General features: G+C 66.9%; 12 protein-coding genes. 2 read left to right on the top strand and 10 right to left on the bottom strand.

What is annotated here, in order from left to right; genetic code table 11:
• From RR42_RS21780 to RR42_RS21815, 8 genes are all read right to left on the bottom strand, one after another.
• Complete coding sequence (locus RR42_RS21780; RefSeq protein WP_043352944.1) at positions 1-486, bottom strand: VOC family protein; 486 nt, start codon at positions 484-486, stop codon at positions 1-3.
• Positions 487-531: 45 nt separating this feature from the next.
• Complete coding sequence (locus tag RR42_RS21785; protein WP_043352947.1) at positions 532-2,721, bottom strand: alpha-ketoacid dehydrogenase subunit alpha/beta; 2,190 nt, start codon at positions 2,719-2,721, stop codon at positions 532-534.
• Positions 2,722-2,779: 58 nt separating this feature from the next.
• Positions 2,780-3,604 (bottom strand): SDR family NAD(P)-dependent oxidoreductase, encoded by an 825-nt coding sequence (locus RR42_RS21790; protein WP_236702145.1) that lies wholly within the window; start codon positions 3,602-3,604, stop codon positions 2,780-2,782.
• On the bottom strand, positions 3,601-4,335 hold the full coding sequence (locus tag RR42_RS21795; RefSeq protein ID WP_043352949.1) for an ABC transporter ATP-binding protein: 735 nt from the start codon (positions 4,333-4,335) through the stop codon (positions 3,601-3,603). The genes RR42_RS21790 and RR42_RS21795 overlap by 4 nt, the downstream gene beginning before the upstream one ends.
• On the bottom strand, positions 4,332-5,090 hold the full coding sequence (locus tag RR42_RS21800; RefSeq protein WP_043352950.1) for an ABC transporter ATP-binding protein: 759 nt from the start codon (positions 5,088-5,090) through the stop codon (positions 4,332-4,334). Before RR42_RS21800 ends, RR42_RS21795 begins: the two co-directional genes overlap by 4 nt.
• Entirely contained in the window at positions 5,087-6,382 is a 1,296-nt protein-coding gene (locus RR42_RS21805) for a branched-chain amino acid ABC transporter permease (RefSeq protein ID WP_043352952.1), read from the bottom strand. Before RR42_RS21805 ends, RR42_RS21800 begins: the two co-directional genes overlap by 4 nt.
• Before the next feature lie 2 nt (positions 6,383-6,384).
• Positions 6,385-7,326, bottom strand: coding sequence for a branched-chain amino acid ABC transporter permease (locus RR42_RS21810; protein WP_043352955.1), 942 nt, complete (start codon positions 7,324-7,326; stop codon positions 6,385-6,387).
• 116 nt (positions 7,327-7,442) lie between these two features.
• A complete protein-coding gene (locus RR42_RS21815; RefSeq protein WP_043352956.1) occupies positions 7,443-8,690 on the bottom strand; it encodes a branched-chain amino acid ABC transporter substrate-binding protein in 1,248 nt (415 codons plus the stop codon).
• A 426-nt stretch (positions 8,691-9,116) separates the two neighbouring features.
• Between RR42_RS21815 and RR42_RS21820 the strand changes: the two genes are divergently transcribed.
• Entirely contained in the window at positions 9,117-9,821 is a 705-nt protein-coding gene (locus RR42_RS21820) for a FadR/GntR family transcriptional regulator (protein WP_043357572.1), read from the top strand.
• 89 nt (positions 9,822-9,910) lie between these two features.
• Here RR42_RS21820 and RR42_RS21825 read toward each other — a convergent pair whose 3' ends face one another.
• Both RR42_RS21825 and RR42_RS21830 read right to left on the bottom strand, forming a co-directional pair.
• On the bottom strand, positions 9,911-10,468 hold the full coding sequence (locus tag RR42_RS21825; RefSeq protein ID WP_144409918.1) for a hypothetical protein: 558 nt from the start codon (positions 10,466-10,468) through the stop codon (positions 9,911-9,913).
• Positions 10,469-10,555: 87 nt separating this feature from the next.
• Positions 10,556-11,470, bottom strand: a complete 915-nt coding sequence (locus RR42_RS21830) for a LysR family transcriptional regulator (protein WP_043352959.1) — start codon at positions 11,468-11,470, stop codon at positions 10,556-10,558.
• Between the two features lie 116 nt (positions 11,471-11,586).
• On the opposite strand from RR42_RS21830, the gene RR42_RS21835 reads away from it, so the two are divergent.
• Positions 11,587-12,708 carry a muconate/chloromuconate family cycloisomerase gene (locus RR42_RS21835; protein ID WP_043352961.1) on the top strand — a complete coding sequence of 374 codons (1,122 nt, stop codon included), beginning with the start codon at positions 11,587-11,589 and terminating at the stop codon, positions 12,706-12,708.
• Positions 12,709-12,744 lie beyond the last annotated feature (36 nt).

Genomic DNA, 12,744 nt, shown 5'->3' on the forward strand with positions numbered 1-12,744 from the left:
TCAGGCGGTCCTCAGTTGCAGGTCGGGGCGGTAGGCGGCGATATCCGCGTACTGCACGATCTCCAGCACATTGCCTTCGGGATCGCGGCAGAATGCCAGGTAGGTGCCGGGGCGCACTTCGATGCGCTGCGGGCCGGTCAGGAACTCCACGTCGGCAGCGAGCAGCTTGTCGACGGTGGCCTGGATGTCGTCCACGATAAACGTGAGGTAGGTGGAGTTGGCCTTGTCGAGGATGTACTCGGGCGCTGCCGCAGGTGCGGGCGCTTGCACCGGGGCCAGCAGCTTGATGCGCTCGCCATGGTTCGTCTGCAGGCGCACGGCGGTATAGCCGCCGGCGTGCATGGCGGCCTGCATGGCGCTTGCCGCAGGCACGGCGACTTCGCTGACGAAGGCGAAGCCAAGCACTTGCTCGTAGAAGCGGCGCATGCGCGGCAGGTCGCGCACGGCGATGCCGACCTCCAGGGGAACAATCATGTTCAGGGTCATCGGTATTCCTTGGGTTCGTTCAGTTGGCCGGGCGGGCTTCCGGACTCACGCCGCGCCCTTGTCGCGCATCACCTGGCGCAGGCCCTCGGCCACTTCCTCGGTGCGGGCGGCGGCGGCGCGCTCCAGCACCTTGGAGATGCTCGGCGCGGCCTCCGCGCCGGTCACACGCTGCACGGGCTGGTCCAGCCAGTCGAAGTAGCGGCGCTGGATCTCGTCGGCCAGCCATCCGCCGTAGGAGGTGCCCCGCGCGCCTTGTTCCACGATCAGTACGTTGTTGGTCTTCCTTACGCTCTGCGCGATGGTGTCCCAGTCAATGCTGGCGCGGTCCAGCCAGCGCAGGTCGATCACCTCGGCATCGATGCCGGTCTGCTCCACCGCTTCGAGCGAGTGGCCGACCATCGACAGATACGTGATAACCGTGACGTCGCTGCCGCCGCGGCGTACCGCCGCCTTGCCCACAGGCAGGTGATAGTCGAAGTCATCCACGGGGCCCACGCCCGAGGCGTTGTACAGGTCCACATGCTCGATCACCAGCACCGGGTCCTTGCACGCCAGCGCGGTGTTCATCAGGCCCACGTAGTCGAACGGCGTGGAAGGCGCCACGATGCGCCAGCCCGGGTTGGTGGCGAAGATGCCGGCCGGGTCCATCGAGTGCTGCGAGCCATAGCCCGTGCCCATCGCCACCTTGGTGCGCAGCACCAGCGGCACGTCGCTCTCGCCGCCGAACATGTGGCGTGCCTTGCCGATCTGGTTGAAGACCTGGTCGGCCGCCACCCACATGAAGTCCGGGTACATGAATTCCACAACCGGCTTGTAGCGGCCATCCAGCGCCAGCCCGCCACCCAGGCCCACGAACGCGTTCTCGCTGATCGGCGTGCCCAGCACACGGTCGGGGAAGTTGTCGCGCAGGCCGCGCGTGGCGCCGTTGGTGCCACCCTTGAGGCGGTGCACGTCCTCGCCCATCACCACCACCGACGGATCGGTCTCCATGCGCCGTTGCATGACGTCCGCCACCACGTCGATGAACTTGCGCTGGTCCAGCTTGCCGCAGAAGCCGGCCTCCTCCTCGCAGCGCAGGCCTGCCAGCTCGCCCAGGTCGCCACGGATGCCCACGTCGCGGAAGTCCGGGCTCGGCCACAGCTCAGGCCGGATGCGGCGCTTGCCCGGCTTGCCGGAAGGATCGGCTTCGGTCAGTGCGGCCATCGCGTCGCGCATGGCTTGCTTGATGCGCTCACGCAGCGCGGCGACGTCGTCGGCGCTGATCAGGCCGCGCGCCTGCATGCGGCGCGCCATCAGTTCGAGCGGGTCGCGCGCGCGCCATTGCTGCTCTTCGTCCTTGCTGCGGTAACCGAAGGCGCTCCCCGGGAAGGGGCCGTTCTGGTGGAAGAAGCGGTAGAGATCGGCTTCGATGATCGTGGGGCCCTTGCCGGCGCGCATGTGCGCGAGCGCTTCGCGCGTGGCCAGGTACACCGCCAGCGGGTCCATGCCGTCGACCTTCCAGCTCGGGATATTGAAGCCCATGCCGCGCGCGGACAGGCGCGGCTCGGCGGTGGACTCTTCCACTGTGGTGGAGACGGCGTAGCGGTTGTTCTCGATAAAGAAGCACAGCGGCAGCTTCCATGCGGCGGCCAGGTTCATGGTCTCCAGCACCGAGCCGATATTGACCGCGCCGTCGCCGAAGTAGGTGATGGCGACCGCATCCGTGCCCGCATGCCGGTGCGACCACGCCGCGCCCGCGGCCATGGGCACGCCGCCGCCCACGATGGCATTGGTGCCCAGCGCGCCGGCTTCGGCCCATTGCAGGTGCATGGAGCCGCCACGGCCTTTGCAATAGCCCTGCGCCAACCCCAGGATTTCCGCCAGCGTGCGTTGCAGCAGCGTTTGCACGTCCGCCGGCAGCGGCGCGCGCGGGTCGATGCCGTTGGGCGCGAGGTAGCCCAGCGCCTTGGAGATGAACTGGTGATGCCCGCGATGCGAGCCATTGATCTGGTCCGCGCCGGTCAGCGGCACGATGGAGCCGGCGGCGCCGCCTTCCTGCCCGATGCTGGAGTGCGCCGGGCCGTGGACCAGGCCTTCGGCGGCGAGTTCGAGCACGGCTTCCTCGAAGCCGCGGATCAGGTGCAGGTGGCTCAGCAGGGTGCCGAGCAGGGCCGGGTCGGCCTTGGCCCAGTCTTCATCGGTGGTGCGCAGTTCCACCCATTCGGCGGCGGGGCGCAGGGCGCTACGTTCAGACATTTGAGAATCCTTGATTACCGTTCGATGGTGCTTTCAATCGTGTTGGGGGACTGCGTGCTCAGAAGCCGTCGGCGGTCCAGCCGCCATCGGAGACCAGCGCATGGCCGGTGATGAACGCGGCCGAGTCCGAGGCCAGGAAGAGGGCGACTTCCGCCATCTCCTCAGGTGCGCCAAAGCGGCGCAGCGGCGTGCGTGCCAGCAGCGCCTCGCCGTCGATGGCCTTGCTGGCCAGCAGCGTTTCCATCAGCGCGGTGCTGGTGTAGCCCGGGCAGACCGCGTTTACGCGGATGTTGTACTCGGCCCATTCCGCCGCCAGCGACTTGGTCAGCGACACCACGCCAGCCTTGGCGGCGCAGTACGCCAGGCGCCGTGCGGACGAGGCCAGGCCCCACATCGACGCGGTGCTCAGGATGGAGCCGCCGCCCTGGCGCACCATGCGGCGCGCCGCCGCCTGCGTGCAGAAGAACACGCCGGAGAGGTCGATATCGATGGCGCGGCGCCAGTCGTCGGGGGTCAGTTCCAGCGACGGCTTGTTCATCGAGATGCCGGCGTTGTTGAGCAGGATGTCGATGCGGCCGAAGCGGGCCTCGGTGGCGGCGCAGGCTTGCTCCACGGCATCGGGGTCGGTGATCGAAGCCTTCACGATTTCGACCTGCACTTCCGGGTAAGCCGCTTCCAGCTCCGCCTTGGCGCTGGCGAGTCCTTGCGCATCCAGGTCCAGCAGCATCAGGCGCGCGCCATGCCGGGCAAAGCCATGCGCCATCGCGCGGCCGATGCCGCTGGCGCCGCCGGTGTTGAGCACGACCTTGCCGGCCAGGCCGGGGTAGCTGGCGCGCGCAAAGGGCTGCGCATTCGGGTATCCAATAGGCAAAGAGGTGCTCATACGGCTAACCAGTCCTTCAGAAGTTGGGTATTGGAGGTGAGTTGTTCGGGCGTGCCTTCAAAGACGATGCGGCCGTGGCCCATCACGCAGACGCGGCTCGATACCTTCAGCGCGATGGCGAGCTTTTGCTCCACCAGCACCACCGAGACGCCCCGGCGGTGAATGTCCTGGATGGCCTCGCCGACGACCGTCACGATCTTTGGCGCGAGGCCTTCGGTGGGCTCGTCGATCAGGATCACCAAGGGGTTGCCCAGCAGCGAGCGGCACATGGTCAGCATCTGCTGCTCGCCGCCGGAAAGACTGCCGGCCTTGGTGTTGCGGCGCTCCTTGAGGCGCGGGAAGTAATCGAACATCTGCTCGAAGGTCCATTGCGGCGCGCCTTCGGTGGCGCGCTGCTCGCCCATGCGCAGGTTTTCGTCCACGGTCAGGTTGGCGAAGACCTCGCGCTCTTCCGGCACATAGGCAATGCCGCGCCGGCAGATCGCATACGATTGCGCGCCGGCCAGATCGCGCCCGCGTAGCCTGATGTGGCCAGCGCTTGGCGGCACCAGGCCCATGATGGCCTTGAGCGTGGTGGAGCGGCCCGAGCCGTTGCGGCCCAGCAGGCTTACCACTTCGGCCCGCCCGACGTGGAAATCCACGCCGTGCAGGATGTGGCTCTTGCCGTAGTGCGCGTGCAGTCCTTGCACGCTCAGCAGCGCATCGGCGCCTTGTATGGACTGCGCGCTCATACGGTGACCTCCTCGCCCAGATAGGCTTCCTTGACGCGTGCGTTGTTGCGGATCTCGTCGGGCGTGCCGGTGGCGACGATCTCGCCGTAGACCAGCACGCTGATGCGGTCGCTGAGCGAGAACACCACGTCCATGTCGTGCTCCACGATCAGCAGCGTGCGGCCCTGCGCGATCTCGCGGATCAGGCCGGCGGTGTAGTCGGTTTCCTCCTGCGACATGCCCGCCATCGGCTCGTCGAGCATGATGACCTTCGGGTCCGAGGCCAGCGTCATGGCGATCTCCAGCGAGCGCTGCTCCGAATACGACAGCTCGCCGGCGATGGTTTGCGCGCGCCCGGCCAGCCGCACCTGTTCGAGCAGGTGCTGGGTCTCGTCGCGCACGGCACGCACCTTGTGGGCGAACTTCCACAGCGTGTATTGCAGGCCGTGGCGCCGCATCACGGCCAGGCGCAGGTTCTCGAAAACCGTGAGGCCCGCGAAGATATTGGTGATCTGGAACGAGCGCGCCAGGCCGCGATGGTTGATGCTCTGCGGCGACAGGCCATGGATCGGCTCGCCGTTGAGCAGGATCTCGCCCTTGCTCAGGGGCAGGCGCCCGGAGATCAGGTGGAACAGGGTGGACTTGCCGGCGCCGTTCGGGCCGATCAGCGCGTGGCGTTCGCCGCTGACGAGATCGAGGTCCACGCCGCGGATGATGTCGACGTCACCGAAGGATTTGCGCAGTCCGCGCAGGGAGAGCATCGCTTGCGTGTTCATGCCGGTTTCCTCCGGACGTTGGTGGCCGTGGTGGCGGGGGCGTCGATGGCGGCGGTGGTGTCCTTCAGGTGCAGCCAGCGGCCGTTGGCCAGGCGGGCCGTGGCGATGCCGGCCACCAGCAGCGCCGCGGGCGCCAGCCAGGTCAGCGGCGAGATGGGATCCCACTCGCGCCCAAACAGCGCAATCGCGGGCCAGCCTCCACCATTCAGGGCAGCCATGGAGCGGTAGTCTTGCGAGAAGAAGCGCTGCAGCATCTCCACCGTGAATACCGTGCCGCCTGCGAGCAGCAACGTGCCGATGACGAACGCCAGCGCTATCGGCAGCAGCGCACGCAGGCCATAGGTCTTGCTGTGCGTGGCGAAGGACTTGATCAGCCCGGCGAGGCCCGTCGGCAAGAACATCATCACCAGCACGAACACGATGCCCTGGTACAGCAGCCACGAGCGCGTCAGGTCCGATACCGCATAGCCGAAGAAGGTCATCACCGCCGCGCCCAGTGCCGGGCCGAGGAAGATCTTCACGCCGCCGATATAGCTGTTGAGCACCACCGCGGCGGAGGCGGATGACTCGAACACGACGTAGTTGGCCGCCTCCATGTTGAGTGCCTGCAGCGCGCCGGCGATGCCAGCGAACATGGCCGAGACGGCAAACACCAGCACGCCGAGGCGGTGCGTGTCATAGCCGAGAAAGCGCAGGCGGTTGGCGTTCTCCCGCAGGCCCAGCGTCAGGCGGCCCACCGGAGTCAGCGTGAACAGGTACAGCAGCGCCAGCGACAGCAGCACCCAGAACAGGGTCAGGTAGTAGACCTGGTTGCTGTCGCCGAAGGCGAGGCCCCATGCCGGCATGCGCATGGTGGACAGGCCTGCTTCGCCGCCGAACCAGCCCTTCAGGTGCGGCGCCAGCGAGTGCAGCAGTTCGGCCAGCGCCAGCGTGATCATGGCGAAGTAGACGCCGGTACGCTTGGTGGCGAACCAGCCGGCGGCCAGGCCGGCAACCAGGCCCATGGCGCCGCCGGCCAGCGGCAACAGCGGCGTGGGCAGCAGGCCGTTGCCGCCGAAGGCGTTCATGGCGTGCACGGTGGCAAAGCTGCCGATGCCGAAGTACGCCGCATGGCCAAACGACAGCATGCCGCCCTGGCCGCTGAGCAGGTTGAACGAAGCCGCGAACAGCACCGCGATCAGCATCTGGATGGATGCGTTGACCAGCGATTGCGACAGCACCATCGGCAGCGCCAGCAGTGCGCCTGTGCCGAGCAGCAGCAAGGTCTTCCGCGTGTTGGAGAGGTGGGTCATGGTTACTCCTTCTCGCCCATCAAGCCCGACGGACGGACCAGCAAGATCAGCAGCATCAGCGCGAACGGGATCGTCCCGGCCAGGCTGGAGAGTTTCAGGGTCATCAGCCCCGCGGCTTCCTCGGCCCAGGCGCCCGCCCCGGCCAGGGCCAGCAGGTCGGCCAGGCTGCGATCGATGCCGACCGAGAACGACGTGATCAGCCCGATCAGCAGCGAGGCGAGCATGGCGCCCTCCAGCGAGCCCAGGCCGCCCACTACCACCACGACGAAGACCATCACGCCGAGTTCCAGCGCCATGTTCGGGTTGGTGGTGTAGAACGCGCCCGCCACCGCGCCGGCCAGGCCCGCCAGCGCCGCGCCGATGCCGAACACGCCCATGAAGACCAGCGGCACGTTGTGGCCCAGCGCCTCGGCCATGCGCGGCTTGTAGATCGCCGAGCGCACCACGATGCCGACCCGGGTGCGCGTGAGCAGGAGGTAGATCACGGCGAACATGGCCACGGCGATGCCGCCCATGAACACGCGATAGAAGGGGTAGGAGGACACGCCCAGGCGGAAGGCCGCGAAGTCCAGCGACGCCGGGATGCGGTAATCCACCGGGAAGTTGCCGAAGAACAGCTTGATCAGCTCGGCAATGATGAAGGACAGGCCGAAGGTCAGCAGCAGTTCGTGCGCGTGGCCGTGGTGATGGACGCGGCGCAGGAAGAACCGCTCCACCGCCACCCCGACCAGTCCGACCAGGATCGGCGAAACCACGATGGCCGGCCAGAAGCCGATCGTGCCTTGCAGCGCATAGGCAAAGTAGGCGCCCAGCATGTAGAACGACGCATGGGCGAAGTTGAGCACGCCCATCATGCCGAAGATGAGGGTCAGGCCAGCGGAGACCATGAACAGCAGCAGGCCGTAGATGGTGCCGTTGAGCAATGAGACGACGAGGTATTCCATGAGGCTTCCTTGGAACGAGCCTGTGCGGCCAACTGGCGCATGGCCGTACTTGCCGGCGCCCGCGCCGCGGCGGCGCGAGCGTGGCTGATGTTGCTAGGGTGGCTTGGACAGGGGAATCAGCTGGGGCGCTGCATCTTGCAGCTGGCCTGAGCCGGCGTGGCGGCCTCGGCGGCGGAGAAGGTCTTGACCGGCTTGAAGCCCATGTCGGTGCCGTCGACCTTGAACCTGGCGTCCTTGGCGACCACGGATACCACCATCGGCAGCAGCACCTGGTGATCGGCGGCGCGCATGCTCATCTCGCCCAGCGGCGATCCGACCTTGGCGGCTTCGAGCGCCTTGGCCAGTGCGCTGGTGTTGAGCTTGCCGCCTTCCGGCTTCACGGTCTTGAGCGCCTCGCCCAGCATCTGCACGGCGAACACCGTCTGTGGCTCGATGTAGGCGGGCATATGGCCCTGCCTGGCCTTGAAGTCGCTGGCAAAGCGCTCACTGTCGGCGCCACCCGCCTCGGCATTGAAGGGGTGGGCAACATAGTGGCCCAGGGCCACGTCGGCGGCGTTGCCGATATTGCCCGGCTGGTCGAGGAACACGGTGGCGAAGCGCGTCTTCAGGCCGGCCGCCTTGCTGGCCTTCATCAACAGCAGCAGGTCGTTGGACCAGTTGCCGGTGATCACGCTGTCTGCTTTGGCAGCAGCGATCTTGGCGACGTAAGGCGAGAAGTCCTGCACCTTGTTGACGTCATGCAGCGTCTTTTCCACCACCGTGTAGCCGCCGGCGGCGGCGTAGTCGCCGATGGCCTTTTCCATGTCGATGCCCCAGGAGTAATTCTGGTTGATCGAGTACACGCGGGTGCCCAGCGCGTGGAGCGGCTTCATCGCACCGACCAGCGCCTTGACGCGGATCTGCGCATTGGTGGCGAACTTGAAATGGTAGAAGTGGCACTTCTCGCCAGTCAACTCCATCGCCTCGCCGCCGACGTTCATGAACAGGATTTCCTTGCCCGGATTGCGCAGGTTGAACTTGCGCACGTCCTCGGTGATCTGGCCGGACACGGCCGACGACGAGCCTTGCATGACGATCTGGGCGCCATCGGCAACGGCCGCCTTCAGCTTGTCCGCCGCGCCTGCGGGGCCGCCCTGGTTGTCGTACTCCACCAGTTGGAGCGGCTCGCCGTTCCAGCCGCCGGTGGCGTTGATCTTGTCGATCGCATAGCGCGCCGCTGCGCGGAACATCAGGCCGGTGGATGCCTGCGGGCCGGACAGCGTCTCGACCAGCGCAATCTTCACCGGCGCCGCCGATGCCGTGCCCGCCAGCACGGAGAGTGCCGCGGCTGCGAACAAAGGACGGGTAATGCGGCTACCGCTCATGGGTGTCTCCTGGCTATTGTTTGGATTCATCTGGCGGGCGCCGAAACTGGCCCGTCATAGTGGTCTGACCTGTGTTTAAAGTGGTCTGACAGGTTTACTATAGGGAGATGGGCGGCGGTCGTCAACGGCGACTTGCGCGCCATGCGGGTTTCTACTGAGCGTCCGATCGGACGTGTATCCGCGTAGCGGAACGAGGGGCTTATACCGTTGTGGAGCTTGGCTTACGGACGAATAACGGATGCCGGCGCCGCTTCGTGCTGGTACATTCCACACGTTTCATGCGCGCTAAGACGTGCTACATTGACCTGTAAGACCAATTTAAGATCGAGCGCCAGCCAGAGGCTGGCTGGCGCCAGGGAGCCCGTATTGAACAAGACCGTGCCCGGTGCCGCGGCGCCGCCGCCCACCCAGCGCCCGGAGGGAACCATGTTCCACCCCGAGCCCAGACACCTGCCGGACGAAATCGCCAGGCGCCTGATCCAGGCGATCCAGGCGGGCGAGTTCGCCGTGGGCGACCGCCTGCCCAGCGAGCGCTTGCTGTGCGAGCAGTTCTCGGTCAGCCGCGCGGTGGTGCGCGAGGCCCTGTCGCAGCTCAAGTCCGAGGGGCTGGTTGCGCCCAAGGTGGGCAGCGGTGTGTTCGTGACCGAGCGCAGCCAGCGCCAGGCGTTTCGCATGCAGGATGTGGCCATCGACGAGAAAGACTCGCTGGCCATGGTGATGGAACTGCTGGTGACAATCGAAGTGGCGGCCACCAGGTTCGCGGCCATGCGCCGCACACCGGAAGACCTCAAGCGGATCCGGCGCGCGCTGATTGGCATGGAGTACGAGATCGCCAACGACAGGTTGGGCGATGAAGAGGACTTCGCCTTTCACCAGGCCATTGTCGAGGCGACGCACAACCCGCACTTCCAGGCCTTGAGCGAACACCTGGAGCACGGCGCGCGGCGCGTGATCCGGCAGGCGAGGAGCAATACCAAGAGCCATCACGCGGACATGGTCGAGGCCGTGCAGGAAGAGCACAAGACCATCTACGACGCGATCGCGGCGGGCGATCCCGAGCGCGCGGCGCAGGCGGCGGAAACCCACCTTCGCAACGCTGCCAAGCGGCTGAACATGTACCTCAAGGGGTGACAGGCGGGATGACGGGCGGGATGACGGCCGGATGACCGGCAAGCGCCGATGGGCAGTCCGCGTTCTAGTCCCGCCTGGGCTTGCCTGACTTATTCCAGCCCGGCCGGGCCCAACTGGAAGCGCTGGCTCAACCGCTCGCCGCTGGCTAGCAAAACGCTCACTTCCACCCCCGATGCCATCGTCTGGCAGGCCGCGCGGCTGGTGCCGGAGACCGACACGCTGGCACCCTGCGGGCAAACGCACACGGCATGCCCCTGGCCCTCGGTATCGACCGTGACCGCACCGTAGCCGGCCCGCATCGACAGGCCGGACGCCTGGCGCCAGGTCCATGCGCACGGGGGCACAGAGGCGGTAATGTCGGTGCCGTCGCCCCGCAGCACCGCGGCGGTGGCGGTGACCCGGGGCACACCGGGCGTCAGCGGCGTGTCGGCGTAGGTGAGTTGCAGGCGCAAGGCGCAGTCCGGCGCCAGGGCGGAGGTAGCGTTGCGCGTCGTGGGCGGTTGGAGCAAGGTGAGTGCTACCTCACCTTGCTCGCCGCGCCAGACCTTGCGCAGCGTGTCCCCGCACGCTTTTAGCAGCGCAATGAGCAGGCCGCCTGGCCGTGGCGCGGCGCGGCCCGATAGTGACCCTGAGTGCATCGATGGCACGATTTCCCCGTATCCTTTTTATAAAGGCACTCTACAAACCGAGCGGCCTTCGCGCATCACCCATTCATGGGATGCCACCGGGTTTTCTCATGGCCGGCGCGGGATTTCGGCCGATGGCGGTGTCCCGGCCAGTTCGCCGACGCGCCTGACCACCTCGGCCAGTAATGCCGAGCTGTCGTCGCTGCGATAGCTCATCATCACCGGCGAGGTAAAGCCGGGTGCATCAATCGGCACGTAGGCCACATCGTCGCGGTGCAGGCGCTGCACCGATGCCGGCACCAGGCAGATCCCAAGCCCCGCAGCCACGAGGCCGATGGCGGTCTGCAGCTCATTGGCCTCCTGCGCCACGCGCAACTGCAGGCCCTGCGTGCGGAACAGCGCCAGCACGTGGTCGGCGTAGCTGGGGCGGGGCCGCGCCGGGTAGAGCACGAAGGGGTGGGCCGCCAGTTGCGCCGGCGTCATGGGCGGGCCCGCAAGCGCCGGGTGGCCGCTGGGCACGGCGGCCACCAGCGTTTCGGCCATGACCACCGTGCGGGTGATGGCCGGGTCGTCCAGCACGATGCGGCCGAAGCCGATATCGATGCGCCCGGCTTTCAGCGCTTCCAGCTGCTGTACGGTGGTCAGCTCCGACAAGCCCACCTCCAGCGCCGCATCGGAGCCCCGCACCAGCCGGATCAGTTCCGGCAGGAAGCCATAGAGCACCGATGGCACGAAGCCGATGCCGAACCAGCGCTTTTCATTGCGGCCGATGCGCCGCGTGCCTTCCACCATCTCGTCGATGCGCTGGTTGAGCTGCAGCGATTGCTCCAGCAGGAAGCGGCCGGCCTCGGTCAGCCGCACCGCGCGCGAGGAACGGTCCAGCAGCACGGTGCCGATTTCGTCCTCCAGCTGGCGGATCTGGCGCGACAGCGGCGGCTGGGCGATATGCAGGCGCTCAGCCGCGCGGGTGAAGTTGAGTTCGGCCGCAACGGCCTGGAAATAACGCAGGTGACGTAGCTCCATGACCTCGTCCTTTCATACTTTAAAGGTATTGATCGGGACATACTCGGTCTTGGACACCCTGGATGTCAAGCCACATACTGCTTCTCAACGTATTCCATACTTGGCAGACCCCCAGCATGAAAGCAACCGTCACCTCCGTCGAAGCCATCCTGGTCGACTTGCCCACCATCCGGGCGCACCAGCTTGCCATGACCACCATGCAGCGCCAGACCCTGGTGATCGTGCGGCTGCGTTGCAGCGACGGCATCGAGGGGATTGGCGAAGCCACCACCATCGGCGGCCTGAGCTACGGCGACGAAAGCCCCGAGGGCATCAAGCTGACCATCGATACCTACCTGGCGCCTGCACTGGCCGGCATCGACGCGTGCAATATCCACGCCGCCATGCAGCGCCTGGCTTCGGTGGCGCGGGGAAATCGCTTCGCCAAGTCGGCGCTGGAGTCCGCGCTGCTCGATGCGCAAGGCAAGCGCCTGGGCCTGCCCCTGTCCGAGTTGCTGGGCGGCGCGGTGCGGCCGAACCTGGCCTGCCTGTGGACGCTCGCCAGCGGAGACACCGGCCGCGATATCGAAGAAGCCGAAACCCTGCTGGCCGAGCGCCGCCACAACACCTTCAAGCTCAAGATCGGCCGTCGCAGCGTGCGCGATGACGTGGCCCATGTGTCCGCCATCAAGCGCGCGCTGGGCGACCGTGCCCGCGTGACCGTGGACGTCAACCAGGCCTGGAACGAAGCCGATGCCGCCACCGGCATCGCCATGCTGGAAGCCGCCGGCATCGATCTCGTCGAGCAGCCCGTGCCGCGCGAGCAGCGTGGCGCGCTGGCCCGGCTGGCGGCACGCTTCGTGGTGCCGGTGATGGCCGATGAGGCCGTGTGCGGCCCCGAGGATGCGATGGAACTGGCGCGCATCGCGGGCGCGGACGTGTTCGCGCTGAAGATCTCCAAGTCCGGCGGCATCTTCGAGATGCTGCGCACAGCGGCGGTAGGCGACGCGGCCGGCATCGCGTTGTACGGCGGCACCATGCTGGAAGGCAGCGTGGGCACCATCGCCGCTGCCCACGGCTTTGCCACGCTGCCGCGGCTGGCCTGGGGCACCGAGCTGTTCGGCCCGCTGCTTCTCAAGGATGATGTGGTGACGGCTCGCCCCGAGTACCGTGACTTTGCCTTGCACCTGCCGGTTGGCCCGGGGCTTGGCCTGACGCTGGACGAAGACAAGCTGGCCCACTACCGCCGCGCCGCCTGAGGCGCTGCCCAAGCAAACCTAGACCGAGGATTCAAG

It is taken from the genome of Cupriavidus basilensis, assembly GCF_000832305.1.
GTDB lineage: Bacteria > Pseudomonadota > Gammaproteobacteria > Burkholderiales > Burkholderiaceae > Cupriavidus > Cupriavidus basilensis_F.